We start from the raw sequence: 23,769 nt of genomic DNA, 5'->3' as shown, positions 1-23,769 counted from the left end.
GAACGGCCACTTACTTGTCTTTAAAGTCTGACAAACGAAGACTTACTACAAATACTTTTTTGCTATTAAGCAGCTTTCTTAGCGCGCTTGGCACCGTACTTGGAACGTGATTGCTTACGGTCTTTTACACCTTGCAAGTCAAGTGAGCCACGAACGATGTGGTAACGAACACCTGGCAAATCCTTAACACGACCACCGCGGATCAACACGACTGAGTGTTCCTGGAGGTTATGACCTTCACCACCAATGTATGAAATGACTTCAAAACCATTGGTTAGGCGAACTTTAGCTACCTTACGTAGCGCAGAGTTAGGCTTCTTAGGAGTGGTTGTGTACACACGTGTACATACACCACGGCGCTGCGGGCTGTTTTGCAGCGCAGGGCTCTTGCTTTTAACGGTCAGCCGCGTTCTTGGCTTACGTAATAATTGATTAATTGTTGGCATAAAATAGCTCGGTTAGTACTTCTTTGTTGCTTTCTTCAAGAAAATCAATGACTTAGATAAATTCTAGGCCAAAAAGACCCTCTTCTGAATCAGTAGAACTCAGCATTCTAGCTTGGCCAGCCTTTTCCGTCAACCAAATGGGGAAAAAACTGGCCATTTCTGGCCAGAATTACCAAATTAGCTCGGATCAGCCTCCCCAGCAGGAGCAATCACTTCAGCCTCTATTTCTACAGGCATATCAGCCATTGCTTCCTCTTCAGCGGCAATCATTTGAGCGCGATCACGCTCGAATTGCTCTCTGACCTTGCGTGCACGGCGGTAAGATAAGCCGGTACCAGCAGGGATCAGGCGACCAATAATGACGTTTTCCTTGAGGCCACGGAGTGTATCGGTCTTGCCCATAATCGCGGCTTCGGTCAATACACGGGTGGTTTCTTGGAAAGAAGCCGCTGAAATGAAGCTGTCGGTCGACAAGGAAGCCTTAGTAATACCGAGCAACACATTCTCGAACTGAGCTGGGCGCTTACCTTGCGCAATCACAGCATCGTTTGCGTCATACAGCTTGGAGCGCTCAACTTGCTCACCAGTGATGTAGGCAGTATCGCCACCATCAGTGATTTGCACACGACGCAACATTTGACGCACGATCACTTCAATGTGCTTGTCATTAATCTTCACGCCTTGCAAACGGTAAACGTCTTGCACTTCATCAACGATGTAGATTGCCAACTCTTCAATACCTCTGAGTGTCAAGATATCGTGTGGATCGGCTGGGCCTTCCACAATCATCTCGCCCTTGTTCACAACTTGACCGTCATGAACGAGAACTTGCTTCTCTTTAGGAATCAAGAATTCATTAGCTTCGCCATCCATATCAGTAATCACTAAACGTTGCTTACCTTTGGTTTCTTTACCGAAGGAAACAGTTCCAGTGACTTTAGCCAATACAGCGGCATCTTTTGGTGAACGCGCTTCGAATAATTCAGCAACGCGTGGCAAACCACCAGTAATGTCGCGAGTCTTCTGTGATTCGATTGGAATACGCGCCAATACTTCACCAACTTCAACTTTTTGACCATCTTTAACAGTGATCAAAGCGCCAACTTGCAAACCGATGTTTACTGGGTGATCTGTACCCGCAATCATCACTTCGCCGCCTTTAGCATCAACTAAGTTGATCATTGGACGAACGCCTTTGCTAGCAGCACTACGACGCTTACCGTCAATCACCACCAAAGTGGAGAGGCCGGTTACTTCGTCAACCTGCTTGGCTACAGTAACACCCTCTTCAACGTTGTCAAAGCGAGCAATACCAGCGTACTCAGAAATAATTGGACGTGTTAACGGATCCCATGTTGCCAAGCTTGCGCCAGCCTTCACTGCTGCATCTTCTTTAAACAAGAGCGTTGCGCCGTAAGGCACTTTATGACGCTCACGCTCACGACCGTTATCGTCAATGATGACTGCTTCGCCAGAACGTGAAATCACGATCTGCTCGCCCTTGGCGTTCTTCACAACACGCATCGTGCCAGAGAACTTCAAGGCTCCGTTAGACTTCGCTTCAATATTGCTTGCAACCAATGCACGTGAAGCTGCGCCACCAATGTGGAAGGTACGCATAGTCAACTGAGTGCCTGGCTCACCGATAGACTGAGCAGCGATAACACCAACCGCCTCACCAACGTTTACCAAACCACCACGACCTAAATCACGTCCGTAGCACTTCGCGCACAAGCCAAAGCGAGTTAAGCATGACAACACTGTCCGAACTTTAACTTCGTCAATACCCAAAGCAACAATTTGATCAACGTGATCTTCGTCGAGTAAGGTGTCATGTGGGACGATGACTTCTTGTGTATCAGGATGAATGACGTCATCGATACATACACGACCCAAAATACGGTCACGTAATGCCTCGATAATTTCGCCGCCCTCAACAAGCGCCTTCATTGTTACGCCAGAAGTTGCTCCGCAATCATCTTCAATAACAACGAGGTCTTGAGTTACGTCGCACAAACGACGTGTCAAGTAACCTGAGTTCGCTGTCTTTAAGGCAGTATCAGCCAAACCTTTACGTGCGCCGTGGGTTGAAATGAAGTACTGCAACACGTTCAAACCTTCACGGAAGTTCGCAGTAATTGGGGTTTCAATAATGGAGCCATCTGGCTTCGCCATCAAACCACGCATACCAGCCAACTGACGAATCTGCGCTGCAGATCCACGCGCACCAGAATCCGCCATCATGTAGATAGAGTTAAATGATTCTTGACGCACAGTTTTGCCGTTACGGTCGAGTACGTCAACGTGTGACAACTCATCCATCATCGCCTTACCAACTTGGTCACCAGCAGCACCCCAAATATCAACGACGTTGTTATAACGTTCTTGATTGGTTACGAGACCCGACATGAACTGCTTGTCATATTCCTTAACCTTGGTAGAAGCTTCTGTGATGATGCGTTCTTTAGAGCTTGGAATCAGCATATCGTCGATCGCAACCGAGATACCGGCGTTAGTCGCCAAGCGGAAACCAGACTGCAAGAGGCGGTCGGCAAAAATAACTGTTTCACGAAGACCGCACTTACGGAATGAAGTGTTGATCAAACGTGAGATTTCTTTTTTCTTCAGAGGCTTATTAATTTCCTCGAAAGACATGCCCTTAGGCAAAATTTCTGACAAGATTGCGCGGCCAACTGAGGTTTGATAGATCTTGGTCTTTTCAGCAAAACGGGCATCGCCCTCTGCCTTCTTGTCCACAATCTCAAACTCAGTAATACGCACCGCAACGCGTGAGGCCAATTCAACCTGGCCAGCTTCGTATGCACGAATGACTTCAGTGATATTAGCGAAGACCATGCCCTCGCCTTTACCATTGATCTTGTCACGAGTAGCGTAGTACAGACCCAAGACCACGTCCTGAGACGGAACGATGGATGGTTCGCCGTTAGCTGGGAACAATACGTTGTTCGAAGCCAACATCAATGTACGTGCTTCCATTTGTGCTTCGAGCGACAAAGGAACGTGAACAGCCATTTGGTCACCGTCAAAGTCAGCGTTAAATGCTGCGCAGACTAATGGGTGCAATTGGATTGCCTTACCTTCAATTAGCATTGGCTCGAAAGCCTGAATACCAAGACGGTGCAATGTAGGCGCACGGTTCAACATGATTGGATGTTCACGAATCACTTCTTCGAGAATATCCCATACGATTGGAGTCTGGCTTTCAACTTCTTTCTTCGCAGCCTTAATCGTGGTTGCAATTCCCAAAGTCTCGAGCTTGTTGAAAATAAATGGCTTGAACAATTCCAAGGCCATTAATTTTGGTAAACCGCACTGATGCAATTTCAATGTCGGGCCAACCACGATGACTGAACGACCTGAGTAGTCAACACGTTTACCCAACAAGTTTTGACGGAAACGACCGCTCTTACCTTTAATCATCTCAGCCAAAGACTTGAGAGGACGCTTGTTAGCGCCAGTCATAGCCTTACCGCGACGACCGTTGTCGAGCAATGAGTCAACCGCTTCTTGCAACATACGTTTTTCGTTACGAACAATGATCTCTGGTGCGCGCAACTCTAACAAACGCTTTAAACGGTTGTTACGGTTAATCACACGACGATAAAGGTCGTTCAAATCAGAGGTAGCAAAGCGGCCGCCATCCAATGGCACCAATGGGCGCAATTCTGGTGGCAATACTGGCAATACTTCCATGATCATCCAGTCAGGCTTAATACCTGAAGTCTGGAACGCCTCGAGCACTTTTAAGCGCTTAGCGTATTTCTTGATCTTGGCATCGCTACCAGTGGCTTTTAAATCAGCACGAATGGTCTCAACTTCACGATCGATATCAATCGAACGCAAGAGATCACGAATACCTTCTGCGCCCATGATGGCGGTAAAGGCACCGTCACCATACTCTTCAGTCTTGGCAATGTACTCGTCCTCAGACATGATCTGACCGCGCTTCATTGCGCCTTCAGGAGTCATGCCAGGATCAACGATTACATATGCTTCAAAGTAAAGAACGCGCTCGATATCACGCAATGTCATATCGAGAACCATGCCTAAACGGGACGGCAATGACTTCAAGAACCAAATGTGCGCTACAGGAGCCGCTAACTCAATGTGGCCCATGCGCTCACGACGTACCTTAGCGAGCGTAACTTCAACGCCACATTTCTCGCAGATAACGCCACGGAACTTTAAACGCTTGTACTTACCACATAAGCACTCGTAGTCTTTAGTTGGTCCAAAAATCTTGGCGCAAAACAAACCATCACGCTCGGGCTTAAAAGTCCGGTAGTTGATGGTTTCTGGTTTGCGTACTTCACCAAAAGACCATGAGCGAATTTTCTCAGGGGATGCAAGACCAATCTTGATGACATCAAACTGCTCATCACCCTGCGTTTGCTTAAATAAATCGAGCAATGCTTTCATATCAGTTGCGCTCCATGTCAATGTCAATACCCAACGAGCGGATTTCTTTTACCAACACGTTGAAGGATTCGGGCATGCCAGCATCAATTGTGTGCTCGCCCTTGACGATGTTTTCGTAAACCTTGGTACGGCCTGCGACGTCATCGGACTTCACTGTCAGCATTTCCTGCAAGACATATGAAGCACCGTATGCTTCGAGGGCCCAAACTTCCATCTCACCAAAGCGCTGACCACCAAACTGAGCTTTACCGCCCAGTGGCTGTTGCGTCACTAAGGAGTAAGGTCCGGTTGAACGTGCGTGCATCTTGTCATCGACCAAATGGTGGAGCTTCAAGACATGCATTACACCAACAGTAACTGGACGCTCAAACTGATCGCCAGTACGGCCGTCGCACAAAATCATCTGCTGACGTGAAGGCGTCATCTTCAAAGAAGTAGCTACTTCTTCTGGATAGGCCAACTCGAGCATGCGTCCGATTTCAGCTTCAGTTGCACCATCAAACACTGGGGTTGCGAATGGCAAGCCTTGGCGTAAATTCTCAGCCAAAACGTTAATCTGCTCATCAGTGAAGTTATCGATATCTTCGATACGACCGGTTTCGTTGTAAAGCTGCTTCATGAACTTACGTAGTTCAGCTTGTTTAGCCTGTTGACGAACCATCTCATCAATACGCTTACCAATACCTTGAGCTGCCCAACCTAAGTGGGTTTCCAAGATCTGACCTACGTTCATACGGGAAGGAACTCCTAATGGGTTCAAGACGATGTCAACAGGGCGTCCGTCAGCCATAAATGGCATGTCTTCTGCTGGGGCAATTTTAGAAACTACACCTTTGTTACCGTGACGACCGGCCATCTTGTCACCAGGCTGTAAGCGACGCTTCACTGCCAGGTACACCTTAACCATCTTGGTTACGCCAGGCTGCAAATCATCGCCCTGGGTAAGCTTGGTGCGCTTCTCTTCGAAAGCCTCATCAAACTGCTTACGCTTAGCTTCAATAGAAGATTTGATTGCTTCAACTTGTGAAGCAACTTCATCATCCGCTGGACGAACATCAAACCAATGGTACTTGTCTAAATCGGCAAGGTATTCCTTGTCGATCTTGGTGCCTTTAGCTAATTTCTTAGGGCCGCCGTTGGCAACTTTGCCAATCAACAACTTCTCTAAACGCATGAAGGCATCACCTTCAACAATACGCAACTGGTCGTTTAAGTCCAAACGATAGCGTTGTAATTCTTCTTGAATGATTGACTGTGCACGTGCATCGCGCTCAATACCTTCACGGGTGAAGACTTGAACATCAATAACAGTACCGATCATTCCAGATGGAACGCGCAAAGAAGTATCTTTAACGTCAGATGCTTTTTCACCGAAGATCGCACGCAGTAACTTCTCTTCCGGAGTGAGAGTTGTCTCACCCTTTGGAGTAACCTTACCAACCAATACGTCACCAGCTTCAACTTCAGCACCGATGTAAACAATACCGCTCTCGTCCAAACGGGAGAGTTGTGACTCAGCCAAGTTGGAGATATCGCGTGTAATTTCTTCTGAACCAAGCTTTGTGTCGCGAGCAACAACCGACAACTCTTCAATGTGAATCGAAGTGTAACGATCGTCAGCTACAACTTTTTCAGAAATCAAGATTGAGTCTTCGAAGTTGTAACCGTTCCAGGGCATAAATGCCACAGTCATGTTTTGACCCAAAGCCAATTCACCTAAGTCGGTAGATGCGCCATCAGCAACTACGTCGCCACGAGCTACACGATCACCAGCCTGAACGATTGGACGTTGGTTGATGTTGGTATTTTGGTTTGAACGGGTGTACTTGATGAGGTTGTAGATATCCACACCAACTTCACCCGCCGCTGTCTCGTCATCGTTTACACGAATCACGACACGGTTTGCGTCAACATAGTCAACGATACCGCCGCGGGAAGCCAAAATAACAGTGCCTGAGTCAACCGCAACAATGCGCTCTAAGCCGGTACCAACCAATGGCTTATCTGGGCGCAAGCAAGGAACCGCTTGACGTTGCATATTCGCACCCATCAACGCACGGTTCGCATCATCGTGCTCCAAGAATGGAACCAGTGAAGCAGCGGCAGAAACGATCTGGCTAGGAGCAACGTCAATGAAATCAATGCGCTCTGGGCCAACCATCATAGTTTCACCAGCTTGACGCGCTGAAACCAATTCATCGGCTAACTTACCGTTTTTGTCGATCGTTGCATTTGCCTGAGCAATAACGTATTTCGCCTCTTCAATAGCGGAGAGATACATTACTTCATCGCTTACCTTGCTATTAGCAACTTTACGATATGGTGTTTCCAAGAAACCATGCTCATTCAAACGCGCAAACAACGCAAGTGAGTTGATCAGACCAATGTTTGGTCCTTCTGGAGTTTCAATTGGGCAAACACGTCCATAGTGGGTAGGATGCACATCGCGCACTTCGAAACCTGCGCGCTCGCGTGTCAAACCACCAGGTCCCAATGCAGAAATACGACGCTTGTGCGTGATCTCTGACAATGGGTTTGTTTGGTCCATAAACTGGGACAACTGGGAAGAACCGAAGAACTCACGAATCGCTGAAGAGATTGGCTTACTGTTAATCAAATCATGCGGCATGAGATTTTCTGTTTCGGCTTGACCGAGACGTTCTTTAACCGCACGCTCAACACGTGACAAACCTGCACGGAATTGATTCTCCGCCAACTCACCTACGCAACGTACGCGACGATTACCTAAGTGATCGATGTCATCGACTTCGCCTTTGCCGTTACGCAAGTCAACTAAAGACTTAATGGTATCGAGGATATCTTCATCCGACAAAACCATTTTGCCTTCCATCTCAGAACGACCGAGACGGCTGTTTACTTTCATACGACCAACGCGTGATAAATCGTAACTGTCTTCGTTGTAGAACAAGCGCTGGAATAAGGCTTCAACAGCATCTTCTGTTGGAGGCTCGCCAGGACGCATCATGCGATAGATGGCAATACGAGCAGCCATTTGATCTGCAGTTTCGTCAGTACGTAATGTCTGTGAAATATACGCACCAGAATCCAAATCATTGGTGTAGATGGTTTCCAATTGCTTAATGCCTGCATCGCGCAATGTAGCCAACAACTCCTCAGTAATTTCATCATTAGCATAAGCCAAGATTTCACCGGAGTCTGGATCAATGATGTTACGTGCAACTACGCGACCAACTAAGTAGTCATCTGGAACTACGATGTTTTTAGTCTTAGCGGCTTCGAGTTCACGAATATGCTTTGCATTGATACGCTTGTCTTTTTGAATGACAACTACGCCATTCTTATCGAGCACATCAAAGTTAGCCATTTGGCCACGCAAACGCTCTGGTACAAATTCCATTGATGCGCCGTTTGCGCTCAATGCAAAATGATCAAAGTTAAAGAAGTTTGCAAGAATCTGTTCGTTGTTTAAACCAATTGCTTTAAGCAAAATGGTGACAGGCATCTTACGGCGACGGTCGACGCGGAAATACAAAATATCTTTTGGATCAAACTCAAAATCGAGCCATGAACCACGGTAAGGAATAATACGCGCGGAGAATAGCAACTTTCCTGAGCTATGTGTCTTGCCCTTATCGTGTTCGAAGAACACGCCTGGGGAACGGTGCAACTGAGAAACGATGACGCGCTCAGTGCCGTTGATCACAAAAGAGCCGTTATCTGTCATGAGTGGAATTTCACCCATGTAGACTTCGCTCTCTTTTACCTCTTTAACCTTAGTAGGCGCTTCGCGATCATAAATAATCAAGCGAACTTTTGCACGTAAGGCTGAATGGTACGTGTAACCACGTTGTTGACATTCTTTAACGTCAAACGGTGGCTGTGACAACTGGTATGACACGTATTCCATACGTGCATAGCCATTGTTAGACACAATTGGGAATGCTGATGTAAAGGCAGCCTGAAGTCCCTCTGTAAGACGAGACATTGCTGGCTTTTCAGCCTGTAAAAATTTAGCGTAGGATTCCAGCTGCGTTGCGATCAGGTATGGAACCTGATGATTATTTACTCGCTTAGCAAAGCTTTTACGGACTCGCTTGCGTTCGGTGAAGCTGTAGTTCATTTCATCTCCGAATTCAGCGACTGTACAAAGATTTGGCGATTGGCCACTACCAATCACTGGCGGACAACACTAAATCGCTTAGATCCAGTGTCCGACCAAACTTGCATTCTGCAGTCGTATCAGAAGGCAAACCCGATTTCAATCAGAAATGAAATCGGGTTTGACCACTAATGGTCAAACCCAACAGGGCTAGCACCCCTTTTTGAGGGGCACTAACTGAGTTTGTATTACTTGAGTTCTGCTTTAGCGCCAGCTTCTTCAAGCTTCTTCTTAGCTTCTTCAGCTGTCTTCTTATCAACAGCTTCTTTGATTGGCTTTGGAGCACCATCAACTAAGTCTTTAGCTTCTTTCAAGCCAAGGCCAGTGATTTCGCGAACAGCCTTAATTACTGAAACTTTGTTTGCGCCAGCTTCGAGCAAATTAACAGTAAATTCTGTTTGCTCTTCAGCAGCAGCGCCACCAGCAGCACCAGCAGGACCAGCAACAGCCATCGCTGCAGCTGAAACGCCAAACTTCTCTTCGAACGCCTTAACCAAGTCGTTCAAATCCATTACGGACATGCTACCTACTGCATCAATGATTTCTTCTTTGGTAATCGCCATTTTTAGCTCCTAATACTTAATAGTTAATCTGCGCTTATTCAGCGGCAGGGGTTTGCGGTGTTTCTGTTCCAGCTTCTGGGGCTGCGGCTGCAGGCTCAGCAGCTGCCTCTGGAGCGGCGGCTTCAGCAACTACTTCTGCTGGGGCTGCTGCTTCAACTGCAGGTGCTGCAACTGGAGCAGGTGCTCCGGCTGATTTTTGCGCTGCTACTGCGCCCAATACGCGAGCCATTGCAGATACTGGGGCCAACATCACGCCCAACAACTGAGATAACAACTCGTCGCGGCTTGGAATAGACGCGAGGGATTTAACGCCCGCTACGTCCAACAACTTGCCGTTATATAAGCCAGCAGTAATGACTAGCTTGTCTTGAGTCTTAGCAAAGTTCTGCAGTACTTTTGCCGAAGCAATCGGATCAGCAGAAATGCCATAGATCAAGGGGCCAACCATCGAATCAGCAAGAGGCTCAAACTGTGTGCCTTGTGCAGCACGGCGTGCCAATGTGTTCTTCAAAACGCGAAGATATACACCCTGGTCACGTGCGCTAGCACGTAGCTTTGTCAACTGCTCTACTGGAATACCACGGTATTCAGCGAGCACGACTGTTTGAGCTCCAGCCAATTGAGCGCCGACATCAGCAACAATCGCTTTTTTGTCTTGTACATTCAAAGGCACGGTTTAACTCCTAAAAAACCAACTGTTTCCAGTTGGGGTTACACACCAGCGTCTGATCATTTATCACAAGTGAATCTTGTGAAATCTTTTCAGGGTCGCCATCTGCGCTGGCTATTACTTTCGTAACGATTAAGAATTACTTCTGAGTAAGCAAATAATTCACCAACGGTCTTTGATGTTCGACTCTCACTCAAAGAGCAGGAGTCGACCCAAAGTTCTTTTTGCTACAAACGGATTACTGCGCCGCCTGTATCGATGCTTGGTCTACACGTACGCCTGCACCCATGGTGCTGCTTACGGCAACCTTCTTTAAATAAATACCCTTAGATGCAGGTGGCTTAGCCTTGTTCAAAGCCTCAAGCAATGCGAGCAAGTTTGATTTCAATGCAGCTGGCTCGAATGAACGGCGGCCAATGCTTGCGTGCACGATACCGGCTTTGTCCACACGGAATTGCACTTGGCCTGCTTTTGCATTCTTAACTGCAGTAGCAACGTCAGGAGTAACCGTTCCGACTTTTGGATTCGGCATCAAACCACGTGGGCCCAATACTTGACCTAAAGTACCAACAATCTTCATTGTGTCTGGGGATGCAATCAAAATATCAAAGTCAATTTTTCCGCCTTTGATTTGATCAGCGAGGTCTTCCATGCCAACGATCTCAGCACCAGCGGCTTTAGCTTGTTCAGCTTTTTCGCCTTGTGCAAATACCGCTACACGAACATGCTTACCTGTACCGGCTGGGAGTACAACTGCGCCTCGCACAACTTGGTCAGATTTCTTGGCATCAATACCCAACTGAACTGCAACGTCGATAGACTCATCGAACTTAGCAGTTGCACACTCTTTAACGAGGTTTAATGCATCTTCTAATGCATAAAACTTATTGCGATCAACTTTAGATTCGATTGCTTTTAAACGCTTAGATAACTTAGTCATGATTAGAGACCTTCCACTGTGATGCCCATTGAGCGGGCGCTACCAGCGATTGTTCGTACAGCAGCGTCCATATCGGCAGCTGTCAAATCTGGCATTTTTGCTTTAGCAATTTCTTCTGCTTGAGCACGTGTAATTTTTCCTACCTTATCAGTATGCGGACGTGGTGATCCTTTTTCGATCTTTGCAGCCTTCTTAATCATGATGGTTGCTGGAGGAGTCTTCATGATGAAAGTGAAGCTCTTGTCAGCAAACGCTGTAATCACGACTGGAATTGGCAGGCCAGGTTCCATGCTCTGAGTTTGAGCATTAAACGCCTTACAAAACTCCATAATATTGAGGCCGCGTTGACCCAATGCTGGACCTACGGGAGGTGATGGATTTGCTTTACCTGCAGGGATCTGCAGTTTGATAAAGCCAATGATCTTCTTTGCCATTGATTGCTCCTAAAAGCGCGCCTAACCTCATTAGGTAAGACCGCTGTTGAGTAAACGCTTCACTAGTTTTTGGCTTTCTAGATCCGCTCCTCGGTTATTACTAACCACTTAATGCCACTACTTTTTGATACAAAACACCCTTAAATTGGGTATTTTTTACATCTTTTCTACTTGTCCGAACTCCAGCTCAACTGGGGTACCGCGGCCAAAAATTGTAACAGAAACGCGCAATCTTGACTTCTCATAGTTCACTTCTTCAATATTGCCGTTGAAGTCAACAAATGGACCTTCTTTAACTCGCACGATCTCGCCGACCTCAAATAAGGTCTTGGGCTTAGGCTTATCTACCCCAGCCTGCATTTGATCCATGATTTTGGATACTTCTGCCGTTGAAATCGGGCTTGGGCGATTACGAACACCGCCAACGAAACCAGTTACTTTTGGCGTGTTTTTCACCAAATGCCAGCTTTCGTCCGTCATTTCCATCTCAATCAAGACATATCCTGGAAAGAAACGTCGCTCAGATACAGATTTTGCGCCTGACTTGATTTCTACAACCTCTTCGGATGGAACCAAGATACGGCCAAATTTTTCTGGCATACCAGAACGAGCAATACGCTCTTCTAAGCCTCTTTTAACGCTTTTTTCCATACCTGAATAAGCATGAATTACATACCAGCGCATATTGCCAGTAGCTTGTGGATTTGAGACCAATTCAGCATCAATCATTTTTTACTCACTTCCAGCCCAAAAAGACTGAAAAAACTAGCCATTCAATTAATTTGTCCGCAAGCCACAAAAATAAGGACATGATCACGACAAAGCCAAATACGACTAGAGTCATTTGGGTCGTCTCTTTGCGGGTCGGCCAAACAACCTTTTTTACTTCATACCAAGAATCCTTAGCATAGGCGATAAAACGACGGCCATCTGCTGACAGGGCCACAATCAAAACTGCAGTTGCTATACCGCCAAACAAAACAGCCAAACGAATCAGTAAAGATTGGTCTGCCAACGTGTAGTAAAGAACTAACGCTGCAACGACGATTAAAGCAGCGAGTCCGGAGACCCAGCTGCTCTTTTCTTCAGAGTGACTTGCTGTTTGTTGAGACATATAACTTTCAGTTTAAATCGTGGCAGGGGCGGAGGGCATCGAACCCCCAACCTTTGGTTTTGGAGACCAACGCTCTGCCAATTGAGCTACACCCCTTTATTAAATCTATTAAGCCAAAATCTTCGCAACCACGCCGGCGCCAACAGTACGGCCACCTTCACGGATCGCAAAACGTAAACCTTCTTCCATCGCGATTGGTGCGATGAGTTTGACGGTAATTGTGACGTTATCACCAGGCATCACCATTTCTTTGTCTTTTGGCAACTCGATTGAACCCGTTACGTCCGTAGTACGGAAGTAAAACTGTGGACGATAGTTGTTAAAGAATGGTGTATGACGGCCACCTTCGTCTTTACCCAAGATGTACACCTCGGCTGTAAAGTGAGTATGTGGGGTGATTGAACCTGGCTTAGCCAATACTTGGCCGCGCTCAACTTCTTCACGTTTTGTACCGCGTAACAAGATACCCACGTTATCGCCTGCTTGACCTTGGTCGAGCAATTTGCGGAACATTTCAACACCAGTACAAGTTGTCTTGAGTGTTGGCTTGATGCCGATAATTTCAATCTCTTCACCAACCTTCACGATACCGCGCTCGATACGACCTGTAACAACAGTACCGCGACCGGAGATAGAGAACACGTCCTCTACTGGCATCAAGAACGCACCGTCAACAGCACGCTCTGGAGTTGGGATGTAGGTATCTAATGCTTCAGCCAATTTCATGATGGCTTCTTTACCCAATGGGCCTTCGTCGCCTTCAAGTGCTAACTTAGCAGAACCTTGAACGATTGGTGTGTCATCACCTGGGAAGTCGTACTTAGATAAAAGCTCACGAACTTCCATTTCAACTAACTCTAACAATTCAGCGTCATCCACCATATCGCACTTGTTCAAAAATACGATGATGTAGGGAACACCCACTTGGCGTGCCAAGAGGATGTGCTCACGAGTTTGTGGCATTGGGCCGTCAGCTGCAGAGCAAACCAAAATAGCGCCGTCCATCTGAGCAGCACCAGTAATCATGTTCTTAACGTAGTCAGCATGTCCTGGGCAATCCACGTGTGCGTAGTGACGATTGGCTGTCTCGTACTCAACGTGTGCTGTATTAATCGTAATACCGCGTGCTTTTTCTTCTGGAGCAGCATCGATCTGATCGTATGCTTTTGCTTCGCCACCGAATGCCTTAGAAAGCACAGTTGCGATCGCTGCTGTCAATGTGGTTTTACCGTGGTCAACGTGACCAATGGTGCCAACGTTTACGTGCGGTTTTGTCCGCTCAAACTTTTCTTTTGCCATTTTTTTGTCTGCCTTTAGTTAACTCTTAAACCAACACACGAAATTAAAATATTTACTGCTAAAGCCATGGTGCCCATGGGCAGGATCGAACTGCCGACCTCTCCCTTACCAAGGGAGTGCTCTACCACTGAGCCACATGGGCAAATACAAATACTGCTAAAACTGGAGCGGGATAAGAGAATCGAACTCTTGACCGAAGATTGGAAATCTGCTGTTTTACCATTAAACTAATCCCGCACATCTCTGGTGGAGGGGGTAGGATTCGAACCTACGTAGGCATAGCCAACAGATTTACAGTCTGCCTCCTTTAGCCGCTCGGACACCCCTCCGCGAACCCAATATTTTGACTCCAAATGGAGTTATTGTCAATCTCTTAAACCTCAAAACGCTTTGCACAAGTAAAAACGCCCAGACCTAAGAGGGTCTGGGCGTCGCATTGGTGCCCGGCAGTTACCTACTTTCACACGGGTAATCCGCACTATCATCGGCGTAAAGTCGTTTCACTGTCCTGTTCGGGATGGGAAGGAGTGGTTCCAACTTGCTATGGTCACCGGGCGTAGAGGGTCGAGTTGCTGATAAATCATCAACAACTCTATTTGAGTAAGCATGTAATTAAGGATGCAGATTAAATCTGGCAAACATCCAACACAATAGTGCTGGTTATAGGATCAAGCCTAACGGGCAATTAGTATCAGTTAGCTTAACGCATTACTGCGCTTCCACACCTGACCTATCAACGTTGTGGTCTTCAACGACCCTTTATGTAGGTTAAACCTACGGGAGATCTCATCTTCAGGCAAGTTTCCCGCTTAGATGCTTTCAGCGGTTATCTCTTCCGTACATAGCTACCCTGCGATGCTTCTGGCGAAACAACAGGTACACCAGCGGTACGTCCACTCCGGTCCTCTCGTACTAGGAGCAGCCCCCGTCAAATCTCCAACGCCCATGGCAGATAGGGACCAAACTGTCTCACGACGTTTTAAACCCAGCTCACGTACCTCTTTAAATGGCGAACAGCCATACCCTTGGGACCGGCTACAGCCCCAGGATGAGATGAGCCGACATCGAGGTGCCAAACACCGCCGTCGATATGAACTCTTGGGCGGTATCAGCCTGTTATCCCCAGAGTACCTTTTATCCGTTGAGCGATGGCCCTTCCATACAGAACCACCGGATCACTATGACCTGCTTTCGCACCTGCTCGACTTGTCGGTCTCGCAGTTAAGCACGCTTTTGCCATTGCACTTTAGGTACGATGTCCGACCGTACCAAGCGTACCTTCGTACTCCTCCGTTACACTTTGGGAGGAGACCGCCCCAGTCAAACTGCCTACCATGCACTGTTCCCGACCCAGATAATGGGCCAAGGTTAGAACCTCAAACAAACCAGGGTGGTATTTCAAGGTTGGCTCCAGCGGAACTAGCATCCCGCTTTCAACGCCTCCCACCTATCCTACACAGACCGGTTCAAAGTCCAATGCAAAGCTACAGTAAAGGTTCATGGGGTCTTTCCGTCTAGCCACGGGTAGATTGCATCATCACAAACATTTCAACTTCGCTGAGTCTCAGGAGGAGACAGTGTGGCCATCGTTACGCCATTCGTGCAGGTCGGAACTTACCCGACAAGGAATTTCGCTACCTTAGGACCGTTATAGTTACGGCCGCCGTTTACTGGGACTTCAATCAAGAGCTTGCACCCCATCATTTAATCTTCCAGCACCGGGCAGGCGTCACACCCTATACGTCCACTTTCGTGTTTGCAGAGTGCTGTGTTTTTATTAAACAGTCGCAGCCACCTTTTTATTGCAACCCTTTCGTCCTCCCCTTGTACAGGGTCAAACTACCAGGGCGCACCTTATCCCGAAGTTACGGTGCAAATTTGCCGAGTTCCTTCTCCTGAGTTCTCTCAAGCGCCTTAGAATACTCATCTCGCCCACCTGTGTCGGTTTGCGGTACGGTCTTGTTAGACTGAAGCTTAGAGGCTTTTCTTGGAACCACTTCCAATTGCTTCGCGAATAAATTCGCTCGTCTCACGCCCTTGAATTACGCTACCGGATTTACCTAATAGCCATCTCCAACGCAAGAACCGGGACTTCCAACACCCGGACAACTTTCCGCGATCCGTCCCCCCATCGCATCTAACAATGGTCAAGGAATATTAACCTTGTTCCCATCAGCTACGCATCTCTGCCTCGCCTTAGGGGCCGACTCACCCTGTTCCGATGAACGTTGAACAGGAAACCTTGGGCTTACGGCGAGGGGGCTTTTCACCCCCTTTATCGCTACTCATGTCAGCATTCGCACTTCTGATACCTCCAGCATCCTTTACAAGACACCTTCACAGGCTTACAGAACGCTCTCCTACCATCACATTACTGTGATCCGCAGCTTCGGTTATATGCTTAGCCCCGTTACATCTTCCGCGCAGGACGACTCGATCAGTGAGCTATTACGCTTTCTTTAAAGGATGGCTGCTTCTAAGCCAACCTCCTGACTGTTTTAGCCTTCCCACTTCGTTTCCCACTTAGCATATATTAGGGACCTTAGCTGGCGGTCTGGGTTGTTTCCCTCTTGACACCGGACGTTAGCACCCGATGTCTGTCTCCCGTGCTTGCACTTGTAGGTATTCGGAGTTTGCTATGGCGCAGTAATCCGCAATGGACCCCACTACCATGACAGTGCTCTACCCCCTACAGTGATACACGAGGCACTACCTAAATAGTTTTCGGAGAGAACCAGCTATTTCCAGTTTTGTTTAGCCTTTCACCCCTATCCACAGCTCATCCCCTAACTTTTCAACGTTAGTGGGTTCGGTCCTCCAGTACGTGTTACCGCACCTTCAACCTGGCCATGGATAGATCAACTGGTTTCGGGTCTACACCCAGCAACTAGCGCCCTATTCGGACTCGCTTTCGCTACGCCTTCCCTATTCGGTTAAGCTTGCTACTGAATGTAAGTCGCTGACCCATTATACAAAAGGTACGCAGTCACCCCTTACGAGGCTCCTACTGTTTGTATGCACACAATTTCAGGATCTATTTCACTCCCCTCCCGGGGTTCTTTTCGCCTTTCCCTCACGGTACTTGTTCACTATCGGTCGATTACGAGTATTTAGCCTTGGAGGATGGTCCCCCCATATTCAGACAGGATTTCACGTGTCCCGCCCTACTTGTCTCTAGCCTAGTACCACCCAATAATTTTCACATACGGGACTATCACCCTTTATTGTCGGACTTTCCATTCCGTTCTGTTAATTACTGAGCTATCACTAGAAGGCTGTTCCCATTTCGCTCGCCACTACTCTGGGAATCTCGGTTGATGTCTTTTCCTCTTGCTACTTAGATGTTTCAGTTCACAAGGTTCGCTTCTCATACCCTATGTATTCAGGTATGGATACCACAAAAGTGGTGGGTTTCCCCATTCAGAAATCCCCGGATCAAAGCTTATTTACCAGCTCCCCGGGGCTTATCGCAGGTTATAACGTCTTTCGTCGCCTGTAATCGCCAAGGCATCCATCATGTGCACTTATTCACTTGATCCTATAACGAGCACCATTGCTAGTACCTGTTACAGGTTTACTTCTACTTCTGACATGTTTGCCGTAATCCAAACTGTAAGTACTTGTTAAAGAACTTGGTAAAACTCGTTTGTATTACTGATTGATGATTCAATCTTTACCCTTATTACATTGTCAAATGTCCTCTCAAAGAAACATTTGACACTTTGCTTACTCAAATTTTTAAAGAACAGCCATAAATGGCAAAACTAAACGATTAAATATTCGCTTAGTTTTGACATTTAGATGATGGTGGAGGATGACGGGATCGAACCGACGACCCCCTGCTTGCAAAGCAGGTGCTCTCCCAGCTGAGCTAATCCCCCAACGTCCCACTAAATCTTGTTTCTGGCTGGTGGTGGGTCTGGTAGGACTTGAACCTACGACCCCTGCGTTATCAACACAGTGCTCTAACCAGCTGAGCTACAGACCCGTGGCTTTTATTGTCAACCGATAAGTGTGGGCACTAGAGCTCCAGCATCTTTCTCTAGAAAGGAGGTGATCCAGCCGCACCTTCCGATACGGCTACCTTGTTACGACTTTACCCCAGTCATGAACCCTGCCGTGGCAGTCGCCCTCCTTGCGGTTAGGCTAACGGCTTCTGGCAAAACCCACTCCCATGGTATGACGGGCGGTGTGTACAAGACCCGGGAACGTATTCACCGCGACATTCTGATCCGCGATTACTAGCGATTCCAGCTTCACGTAGTCGAGTTGCAGACTACGATCCGGACTACGATGCATTTTCTGAGATTAGCTCCCCCTCGCGGGTTGGCAACCCTCTGTATGCACCATTGTATGACGTGTGAAGCCCTACCCATAAGGGCCATGAGGACTTGACGTCATCCCCACCTTCCTCCGGTTTGTCACCGGCAGTCTCTTTAGAGTGCTCTTGCGTAGCAACTAAAGACAAGGGTTGCGCTCGTTGCGGGACTTAACCCAACATCTCACGACACGAGCTGACGACAGCCATGCAGCACCTGTGTTCACTTTCCCTTACGGGCACCTAATGTATCTCTACTTCGTTAGTGACATGTCAAGGGTAGGTAAGGTTTTTCGCGTTGCATCGAATTAATCCACATCATCCACCGCTTGTGCGGGTCCCCGTCAATTCCTTTGAGTTTTAATCTTGCGACCGTACTCCCCAGGCGGCTGACTTCACGCGTTAGCTACGTTACTCAGGATGTAAATCCCGAACAACTAGTCAGCATCGTTTAGGGCGTGGACTACCAGGGTATCTAATCCTGTTTGCTCCCCACGCTTTCGTGCATGAGCGTCAGTGTTATCCCAGGGGGCTGCCTTCGCCATTGGTATTCCTCCACATATCTACGCATTTCACTGCTACACGTGGAATTCTACCCCCCTCTGACACACTCTAGCTATACAGTCACAGGCGCCATTCCCAGGTTAAGCCCGGGGATTTCACGCCTGTCTTGTATAACCGCCTGCGCACGCTTTACGCCCAGTAATTCCGATTAACGCTTGCACCCTACGTATTACCGCGGCTGCTGGCACGTAGTTAGCCGGTGCTTATTCTTCAGGTACCGTCATTCCCGGACTGTGTTAGAGCCGGTGTTTCTTCCCTGACAAAAGAGCTTTACAACCCGAAGGCCTTCTTCACTCACGCGGCATTGCTGGATCAGGGTTTCCCCCATTGTCCAAAATTCCCCACTGCTGCCTCCCGTAGGAGTCTGGGCCGTGTCTCAGTCCCAGTGTGGCTGATCGTCCTCTCAGACCAGCTACTGATCGTCGCCTTGGTGGGCTTTTACCCCACCAACAAGCTAATCAGGCATCGGCCGCTCTAATCGCGCGAGGTCTTTCGATCCCCCGCTTTCCCCCTCAGGGCGTATGCGGTATTAGCACAGCTTTCGCTGCGTTATCCCCCACGATAAGGTACGTTCCGATGTATTACTCACCCGTTCGCCACTCGCCACCAGGTACAAGTACCCGTGCTGCCGTTCGACTTGCATGTGTAAGGCATGCCGCCAGCGTTCAATCTGAGCCAGGATCAAACTCTTCAGTTTAATTCCTGTGATCCTTGCGGATCGTCGCACTCATTCAAGAAATTGACTTGGTAATAAAACCAAATCTTTTTACTGTCTATGAGTACTATTTATTTACATCTGTCCCGAAGGACTTGATGCTTTCACTTAGTACCCACAATTATCGGTTGACTAATTTTTAAAGAGGGCTGCGCGTTTTTTGTATTCCATAAAACGTTGCAGCAGAGAGATGAGACTTTATACCCTTTTTCAGGGTCAGTCAACACCTTTCGTAGTCTTTTTCTATCAAATAGCGATGTTTTTTCCTACTTTTAAAATAAACCCATTAAAAACAAGGGGATGGAGATAGAAAATATTTTCAATTTTTTTAAAAATATACGGGTTTTTATGGATAGGGTAGCAAATTCTGGGCAATTGTTCAGCTTTTTACTTTATTAATTGCCTTTCCTTATCTACATTTGCGATGATTAGGGAAAACCCTGTAATTAGCTCTCATTTCTGCTAATATATTGCTATGCACAATAAATTAGCAAATAGTCACTTACCCAGCAAGCCCTATGCGGCAGGCTTAGTCGTGCCAGTTCGCGAATTACATGCTGGCCATAGAGAGCGCATTCTTCAGCATCTTTTGCTGCTGAATGAGGAGGATCGTCATCTTCGCTTCGGCACACAAACTCCTGATGAGGTGATTCATCGCTATGTAGAAAACCTTAATTTCAATAGAGATACGATGTTTGGTAGCTTTGACTCCCAGCTTAACCTGATTGGCATGGCTCATTTGGCATATTTACCTAAAACTGCAGGCCAGCCACTAGCTGCCGAGTTTGGCGTATCAGTGCTGCCTAATGGCAGGGGGCAGGGCATAGGTACAGCTTTATTAGCGCGCGCTTCAGTGCACTCACGCAATACTCGTATTGAAATCTTATTCGTACATTGCCTGGCAAATAACCGGGCGATGATGCATTTGGCACAAAAGGCGGGGATGCTCGTTGAGTATGCCTATGGTGATGCGGATGCTTACCTGAAATTACCGCCTGCAAATTCAGGCACGATTGTTGAAGAGGCAGCCAATGAGCAATGGGCTGACTTTGACTACGCACTTAAAGAAAACTTGAAGCACTCAAACGATGCCTGGTCTTGGCTTCTTGGAAAACCAGTCGCGCGCCCAACTTAATTTGCGCTAGGTGCTCCGCGCAAAATCCAACTCGTCAATATAGATACATCCGCATCGCTTAATTTCGCATTTGCCGGCATCGGTACAACACCCCAAGAGCCGGAACCGCCCTTGCGAATTTTATTTTTCAGAAATTCTGTTGAGCCAGAATCGGTTGCATATTTTTTTGCAACGGATTGAAAGCTAGGGCCCACAATTTTTTTATCAACTGCATGACATCCCAAGCAAGCATTTTGCTTTGCAAGTACAGCCGCTTTAGTGTCGTCATTAGATGCCTTCGCGTTTAGCGAGCATAGCAAGAAGAGTGTGGTGAGTAAAAAAGATTTCAGATGTTGCATGGATAAATTCATTGCTCACCCTCCATCAAAGCACCCTACTGTTTTGGCATGGAGTTTGGCTGCGCTTCATCTGCCTTGCCTTGTTTTTCTAAGCGCGTCTTTTCTGCCTCAGAAATAATATCGAAGTAGACGTATACATCTTTAACACCATCAATATTGCTAGTGACTTTTTTGGCAATCGCCGCCTCATTTTGCGTCAGAATGCCCAGCAAATAAACACTGCTACCTTCAGCAACAATCGCCATTGAATTCGATGGGAGTTTGTCCGTGAAAATCATTTGAGTTTTAATTTTTGATTCAAGGTAAGAATCATTGGCACGAGCTGTAAAGGTGCTGTTTGGCCCTATAGCCAATTCATTAAAAACAGAGCGGGCGTTTTTCATTGCCTTTACAAAGGCGGCAGCTTGATTCTTAATATCGGCATCTTTCACCTCACCAGTCAACAATACCTTTTGATTGAATGATGTCACGTTGATATGCGCATCATCACCATAACGTTTGGCTAAAGCATTGCCGGCTTCCAACTCAATACCTTTATCGATTGCCTGTACAGCAGGCGAACGGCGATCTGCTAAAACACTTGCACCCGCAACAACACCACCCACGGCTAGGACTCCGCAACCCGATAAGAATGTGGAAATCAAAATCGCTGCAAGTAATTTGATGGTGAGTGTATTTCTCATATACGAACTTTCTGATTAGTGATGCTATTAATCGAGCAATAAATGATCTACGCCATCACACAGAGCGTGGAGCAAAACTAAATGTGTTTCTTGAATACGTGCGGTACGAGTAGAGGGTGCACAGAGGTGAATATCATCTGCATCCAATAGACTTGCAATTTTTCCGCCGCCATTACCAGTCAGGGCAATAATTTTTATACCCATCTTTTTTGCAGCCTCGATTGCCTTCACTATATTTTTTGAATTTCCTGAAGTAGAAATACCAATTAAGATATCGCCTTTTTTTCCAAGGCCGCGCACTTGCTTAACAAAGATCTCGTCATAGCTATAGTCGTTTCCTACTGCAGTCAAGATTGAAGTATCGGTCGTCAATGCAATCGCAGCCAACTCTTGTCGCTCTCTCTCAAAGCGACCAATTAGCTCGGCAGCGAAATGCTGGGCATCGGCAGCAGATCCGCCATTACCGCAAGCCATTATTTTTCCGCCAGCACGCAAACAGTCTGTCATGGCGACTATGCCGCGAGCAACCTGCTCAGGAAGTATTTTTTCAGCCGCTTGCTTTACAGCAATGCTATCTAAAAAATGTTGGGATGCGCGAGCGCGCAAACGTTCGAGGGTATCTTTATCCATCGCATTATTATGCGCCAAACTAGAGGCAATATGCCTGCACTGCCCCTGAAATCAAAAGGGACGTATTCTCTTACCTATTGAAATCTCATTAGCAAAAGATTGCCCCATGGAATTAAGCTCCTTTGATTTTTTAAAACAGCAGGATCTGCCAGCCGGGTCCTTATATATGGTTGCTACTCCGATTGGCAATATGGGGGATATCACTTTGCGCGCATTGCATGTGCTGAATTCAGTGGATGGCATTGCCTGTGAAGACACCAGGCATAGCGCGCCCCTGCTACAACACTTTGGCATTTATAAGAAATGTGTCGCCTTACATGAGCACAATGAAATGACTGGCGCGCAAACCATTATTGAGCGCCTAGCTCAAAATGAACGCTGGGCCTACATCTCGGATGCGGGCACTCCGGGTGTTTCTGATCCAGGCGCAAGATTAGTAAACGCAGTTCAGAAAGCAGGCTTTCGAATTATTCCCATTCCCGGAGCTAGTGCAGTGTCGTCCGCCATTTCTGCTAGTGGCTCAGTCATGCTGCCATCGGAAGGGCGCTTTCAGTTTCTTGGCTTTTGGCCAAATAAAGCCAAAGAGCGTGGCACACTCATTCAAGATATTCGTAACAATTTAAAAACAAGCATCTTTTTTGAATCGCCCCATCAAATATGCGACACCCTGACAACTCTAAGCAAAGAACTGGATCCTGAGCGGCAGGTGCTCATAGGCAGGGAACTCACCAAAAAATTTGAGCAGCTGGTCACACTCACTGCCGCAAATATTCCGGAGTGGCTTGAGAAAGCAGAAAGTCTCAGGGGCGAGTTCATTGTCTTAGTTGCTGGCCGCCAAGCCAATACAGACGAGGCTCCCGAACATTCGGAGCTCTTACTATGGGCCAATGCCTTAAGCCCTTACTTAGGTAGCAAAGAAATTGCCGCCGTTCTTGCCCAAGTACTTGGGCTCAGCAAAAAAGAGGCTTACCAGGTAGCCTTGGATGCCAAAGATCAAAATGGCAAGCAATAAAAAAGCTGGCTAGATGCCAGCTTTTTGTAGGCGCCAAAAAATTATTTAGCAGCGGAAGTCGCATCCTTGGGTTCTGCGGATGGGCTGGCGTCTTTAAAATTCAATTGCGCCACAGGCTTAATGAGCTGCTCAGCAGATGCTTCCGAATCTGCTCGCTTGCCATTGTTTACGAACACCATCAATAAAAGAATAATGATGAGTGGTACAAAAAAGCTAGCAAAGACCATGATGATCAATTGTTTGGGTGACTTAATTAGACTGCCGTGTGCTTCGCTCATAGGACTTTTATCGTTAGACGGGTTGTAAGGTTGAATTTGAACTAATTAT

Annotated in this window: 15 protein-coding genes, 6 tRNA genes, 3 rRNA genes and 1 pseudogene; 2 read left to right on the top strand and 23 right to left on the bottom strand. The window is 47.2% G+C overall.

What is annotated here, in order from left to right:
* Positions 1-65: 65 nt before the first annotated feature.
* The 19 genes and pseudogenes from rpsL to ICN27_RS00315 all read right to left on the bottom strand — a co-directional run bounded on the left by rpsL (position 66) and on the right by ICN27_RS00315 (position 19,626).
* Positions 66-446, bottom strand: a complete 381-nt coding sequence (rpsL, locus tag ICN27_RS00405; protein WP_041484791.1) for a 30S ribosomal protein S12 — start codon at positions 444-446, stop codon at positions 66-68.
* 177 nt (positions 447-623) lie between these two features.
* Positions 624-4,886: a DNA-directed RNA polymerase subunit beta' gene (rpoC, locus tag ICN27_RS00400; RefSeq protein WP_216268564.1), complete on the bottom strand. Its 4,263-nt coding sequence runs from the start codon at positions 4,884-4,886 to the stop codon at positions 624-626.
* Position 4,887: 1 nt separating this feature from the next.
* The gene (gene rpoB / locus ICN27_RS00395; protein WP_216268563.1) at positions 4,888-8,988 is read right to left on the bottom strand and encodes a DNA-directed RNA polymerase subunit beta; all 4,101 of its coding nucleotides are present in this window, start codon (positions 8,986-8,988) and stop codon (positions 4,888-4,890) included.
* A 227-nt stretch (positions 8,989-9,215) separates the two neighbouring features.
* Positions 9,216-9,590 carry a 50S ribosomal protein L7/L12 gene (gene rplL, locus ICN27_RS00390; RefSeq protein WP_011901893.1) on the bottom strand — a complete coding sequence of 125 codons (375 nt, stop codon included), beginning with the start codon at positions 9,588-9,590 and terminating at the stop codon, positions 9,216-9,218.
* Between the two features lie 157 nt (positions 9,591-9,747).
* Positions 9,748-10,263: pseudogene (rplJ, locus tag ICN27_RS00385) on the bottom strand (50S ribosomal protein L10); the annotation flags it as partial.
* A 235-nt stretch (positions 10,264-10,498) separates the two neighbouring features.
* Positions 10,499-11,200 (bottom strand): 50S ribosomal protein L1, encoded by a 702-nt coding sequence (gene rplA / locus ICN27_RS00380; protein WP_046329371.1) that lies wholly within the window; start codon positions 11,198-11,200, stop codon positions 10,499-10,501.
* A 2-nt stretch (positions 11,201-11,202) separates the two neighbouring features.
* A complete protein-coding gene (gene rplK / locus ICN27_RS00375) occupies positions 11,203-11,634 on the bottom strand; it encodes a 50S ribosomal protein L11 (RefSeq protein WP_011901890.1) in 432 nt (143 codons plus the stop codon).
* 156 nt (positions 11,635-11,790) lie between these two features.
* On the bottom strand, positions 11,791-12,363 hold the full coding sequence (gene nusG / locus ICN27_RS00370; protein WP_215308682.1) for a transcription termination/antitermination protein NusG: 573 nt from the start codon (positions 12,361-12,363) through the stop codon (positions 11,791-11,793).
* Between the two features lie 7 nt (positions 12,364-12,370).
* Positions 12,371-12,748, bottom strand: coding sequence for a preprotein translocase subunit SecE (gene secE / locus ICN27_RS00365; RefSeq protein ID WP_215308681.1), 378 nt, complete (start codon positions 12,746-12,748; stop codon positions 12,371-12,373).
* Between the two features lie 20 nt (positions 12,749-12,768).
* Positions 12,769-12,844 (bottom strand) — tRNA-Trp (locus tag ICN27_RS00360).
* A gap of 12 nt (positions 12,845-12,856) precedes the next feature.
* Positions 12,857-14,047: an elongation factor Tu gene (tuf, locus tag ICN27_RS00355; RefSeq protein ID WP_215308680.1), complete on the bottom strand. Its 1,191-nt coding sequence runs from the start codon at positions 14,045-14,047 to the stop codon at positions 12,857-12,859.
* A 67-nt stretch (positions 14,048-14,114) separates the two neighbouring features.
* Positions 14,115-14,189, bottom strand: a tRNA-Thr gene (locus ICN27_RS00350).
* A 21-nt stretch (positions 14,190-14,210) separates the two neighbouring features.
* A tRNA-Gly gene (locus ICN27_RS00345) sits at positions 14,211-14,284 on the bottom strand.
* A gap of 7 nt (positions 14,285-14,291) precedes the next feature.
* Positions 14,292-14,376 (bottom strand) — tRNA-Tyr (locus ICN27_RS00340).
* Positions 14,377-14,488: 112 nt separating this feature from the next.
* Positions 14,489-14,602, bottom strand: a 5S ribosomal RNA gene (gene rrf, locus ICN27_RS00335).
* A gap of 109 nt (positions 14,603-14,711) precedes the next feature.
* Positions 14,712-17,585: ribosomal RNA gene (locus ICN27_RS00330) — 23S ribosomal RNA — on the bottom strand.
* A 267-nt stretch (positions 17,586-17,852) separates the two neighbouring features.
* Positions 17,853-17,928 (bottom strand) — tRNA-Ala (locus ICN27_RS00325).
* Positions 17,929-17,958: 30 nt separating this feature from the next.
* Positions 17,959-18,035, bottom strand: a tRNA-Ile gene (locus ICN27_RS00320).
* Positions 18,036-18,093: 58 nt separating this feature from the next.
* Positions 18,094-19,626: ribosomal RNA gene (locus tag ICN27_RS00315) — 16S ribosomal RNA — on the bottom strand.
* The 16S, 23S and 5S rRNA genes sit together here with 5 tRNA genes alongside, the layout of an rRNA operon.
* Before the next feature lie 493 nt (positions 19,627-20,119).
* Between ICN27_RS00315 and ICN27_RS00310 the strand changes: the two genes are divergently transcribed.
* Positions 20,120-20,779, top strand: a complete 660-nt coding sequence (locus ICN27_RS00310) for a GNAT family N-acetyltransferase (protein ID WP_216268562.1) — start codon at positions 20,120-20,122, stop codon at positions 20,777-20,779.
* On the opposite strand, the gene ICN27_RS00305 is transcribed toward ICN27_RS00310, so the two are convergent.
* Genes ICN27_RS00305 through ICN27_RS00295 form a run of 3 tightly spaced genes read right to left on the bottom strand, consistent with a single transcriptional unit; the run spans position 20,776 to position 22,430 of the window.
* A complete protein-coding gene (locus ICN27_RS00305) occupies positions 20,776-21,129 on the bottom strand; it encodes a c-type cytochrome (RefSeq protein ID WP_255534911.1) in 354 nt (117 codons plus the stop codon). The genes ICN27_RS00310 and ICN27_RS00305 overlap by 4 nt on opposite strands.
* A 23-nt stretch (positions 21,130-21,152) precedes the next feature.
* Entirely contained in the window at positions 21,153-21,800 is a 648-nt protein-coding gene (locus ICN27_RS00300; RefSeq protein ID WP_215308678.1) for a BON domain-containing protein, read from the bottom strand.
* A 27-nt stretch (positions 21,801-21,827) separates the two neighbouring features.
* A complete protein-coding gene (locus ICN27_RS00295; RefSeq protein ID WP_215308677.1) occupies positions 21,828-22,430 on the bottom strand; it encodes a phosphoheptose isomerase in 603 nt (200 codons plus the stop codon).
* 106 nt (positions 22,431-22,536) lie between these two features.
* Here ICN27_RS00295 and rsmI point away from each other — a divergent pair, with 106 nt between their 5' ends.
* Complete coding sequence (rsmI, locus tag ICN27_RS00290; protein ID WP_216268561.1) at positions 22,537-23,442, top strand: 16S rRNA (cytidine(1402)-2'-O)-methyltransferase; 906 nt, start codon at positions 22,537-22,539, stop codon at positions 23,440-23,442.
* Between the two features lie 41 nt (positions 23,443-23,483).
* Here rsmI and ICN27_RS00285 read toward each other — a convergent pair whose 3' ends face one another.
* A complete protein-coding gene (locus ICN27_RS00285) occupies positions 23,484-23,720 on the bottom strand; it encodes a hypothetical protein (protein WP_255534910.1) in 237 nt (78 codons plus the stop codon).
* Between the last annotated feature and the right edge of the window lie 49 nt (positions 23,721-23,769).

Origin of the sequence: Polynucleobacter sp. Nonnen-W13 (assembly GCF_018881735.1) — a bacterium.
Classification (GTDB): Bacteria; Pseudomonadota; Gammaproteobacteria; order Burkholderiales; family Burkholderiaceae; genus Polynucleobacter.
This window is presented reverse-complemented; position numbering and strand designations above follow the sequence as displayed.

What these genes read in the sequence shown, in the direction of transcription:
- rpsL (WP_041484791.1), bottom strand. Translation starts at nt 446, where the DNA reads ATGCCAACAATTAATCAATTATTACGTAAGCCAAGAACGCGGCTGACC.
- rpoC (WP_216268564.1), bottom strand. Translation starts at nt 4,886, where the DNA reads ATGAAAGCATTGCTCGATTTATTTAAGCAAACGCAGGGTGATGAGCAG.
- rpoB (WP_216268563.1), bottom strand. Translation starts at nt 8,988, where the DNA reads ATGAACTACAGCTTCACCGAACGCAAGCGAGTCCGTAAAAGCTTTGCT.
- rplL (WP_011901893.1), bottom strand. Translation starts at nt 9,590, where the DNA reads ATGGCGATTACCAAAGAAGAAATCATTGATGCAGTAGGTAGCATGTCC.
- rplA (WP_046329371.1), bottom strand. Translation starts at nt 11,200, where the DNA reads ATGACTAAGTTATCTAAGCGTTTAAAAGCAATCGAATCTAAAGTTGAT.
- rplK (WP_011901890.1), bottom strand. Translation starts at nt 11,634, where the DNA reads ATGGCAAAGAAGATCATTGGCTTTATCAAACTGCAGATCCCTGCAGGT.
- nusG (WP_215308682.1), bottom strand. Translation starts at nt 12,363, where the DNA reads ATGATTGATGCTGAATTGGTCTCAAATCCACAAGCTACTGGCAATATG.
- secE (WP_215308681.1), bottom strand. Translation starts at nt 12,748, where the DNA reads ATGTCTCAACAAACAGCAAGTCACTCTGAAGAAAAGAGCAGCTGGGTC.
- tuf (WP_215308680.1), bottom strand. Translation starts at nt 14,047, where the DNA reads ATGGCAAAAGAAAAGTTTGAGCGGACAAAACCGCACGTAAACGTTGGC.
- ICN27_RS00310 (WP_216268562.1), top strand. Translation starts at nt 20,120, where the DNA reads ATGCACAATAAATTAGCAAATAGTCACTTACCCAGCAAGCCCTATGCG.
- ICN27_RS00305 (WP_255534911.1), bottom strand. Translation starts at nt 21,129, where the DNA reads ATGAATTTATCCATGCAACATCTGAAATCTTTTTTACTCACCACACTC.
- ICN27_RS00300 (WP_215308678.1), bottom strand. Translation starts at nt 21,800, where the DNA reads ATGAGAAATACACTCACCATCAAATTACTTGCAGCGATTTTGATTTCC.
- ICN27_RS00295 (WP_215308677.1), bottom strand. Translation starts at nt 22,430, where the DNA reads ATGGATAAAGATACCCTCGAACGTTTGCGCGCTCGCGCATCCCAACAT.
- rsmI (WP_216268561.1), top strand. Translation starts at nt 22,537, where the DNA reads ATGGAATTAAGCTCCTTTGATTTTTTAAAACAGCAGGATCTGCCAGCC.
- ICN27_RS00285 (WP_255534910.1), bottom strand. Translation starts at nt 23,720, where the DNA reads ATGAGCGAAGCACACGGCAGTCTAATTAAGTCACCCAAACAATTGATC.